The sequence below is a fragment of the Taylorella asinigenitalis ATCC 700933 genome (assembly GCF_000687755.1).
Lineage (GTDB): Bacteria > Pseudomonadota > Gammaproteobacteria > Burkholderiales > Burkholderiaceae_B > Taylorella > Taylorella asinigenitalis.
The window spans coordinates 1-1,250 of the sequence record NZ_JHXN01000047.1; the positions used below are offsets into that span (position 1 = coordinate 1).

Below are 1,250 nucleotides of genomic sequence, written 5' to 3' on the forward strand. Positions count from 1 at the left end.
GCTTTCAGGCAGCACCACCCAGTCGCGCCCACGGGCACGCACCATTGAACCGATATCAAACGTCATAGTTATCCTTCCCCGAAAATGAATGCGTAGCGGGCAAGTTGCGCCGGCCAGGTGCTGCGGTCATGCGTAAAGGGCACGACGGTATACCCGGCAAACTCCAACTCTTCGCGCAGTCGGGCGTCGCGGCCTGTCTGACCAGGCTGGTCGTGGTGGGGCCCGTCGATGAAGATCAGGGCCGCCTGCTCGGCGTACGCGAAGTCCGGGCGGGCGTAGTGGTCCGGCACGAGCAGTTGCGCGTGTGACGGCAGACGCCGGCCCTCATCCCGCACAAAGCGCAACCATTCGCGCTCCAGTTCACTGCCGCACGCCGCGCAGAGGGTCTCAAAAGGGTCGCCTGCGTCACCGGGCAAGGTGACCCGCGCCTCACGCAGTCGCAGCAGCAGTTCGCGCACGGCGAAGCGGTCAAGCAGGTCATGAAACGTCTGGTTGCCATAAGTCATCAGACAGTCGTAGCAGGCCGCTTCGCAGCGCTCCGCCGCGTGGGGGGCGTGCCCGTGATCCTCGCCCGTCAGGGGGTCAAAGTGCAGCAGGCCCAGCGCCGCGGCGGCCACTTCACCCAGCGCCCCCGAGCGGAACACCAAATCTTGCAGTACGCCGGCCCCGCCTTCGGACGCTTCGTACAGCAGAATTTGGCGCGGCTCCTGGCTGTCGGGCAGCAACTCGGCCGCGAGCTCACTGTCCTCCAGCTGGTAGGTGAGCTGCGCAGCGTTTTTGAGAGCGCTCATCAGCGTAGCCATGCCGCCCGCATCCAGAGGAAGGGCCGGCTCAATCAGCAGCACATTGCGGGTGTCTTCCACATAGGGAATCACTCGCTGCACGGCCACGTCCCGTCCTCCGGCGGCCTTGAGCTTCCGTTCGTGCCCCTGCTTGCTGAGCCACTGTGAGGTCTCGGGGTCAAAGAGAAAGCCGAGTTCCTGCTTGTTTTCGCGGTTGCGCCAGCCATAGTTGATGCGCCAGAGCGTCGCGCCGTCGCCGTAAGTCAGGCGCAGCAGCGGCGCGTCGGTGGCTGCCAGCGCCTGCACGCGGTCGGCCCGCCCCCCGCGCGAAGCGAAGCGCATGCCGCTCTTGACGTCAAAGCCGATCCGGCGCCGCTCTTCTTCGTCACTGCTGATGCGCTCGCGGCGGCGGGTCGCCACTGAGGTCATGCGGAAGAGGTCCGGGCGCGGGGGCGCGAGCTGGGCCTG

General features: G+C 66.4%; 1 protein-coding gene. It reads right to left on the reverse strand.

What is annotated here, in order from left to right; all coding sequences use genetic code 11:
- Positions 1 to 68: 68 nt before the first annotated feature.
- Positions 69 to 1,250, reverse strand: a 1,182-nt coding sequence (locus tag T432_RS09055) for a Zn-binding domain-containing protein (RefSeq protein WP_156026358.1), incomplete at its 5' end; no start/stop codon positions are given.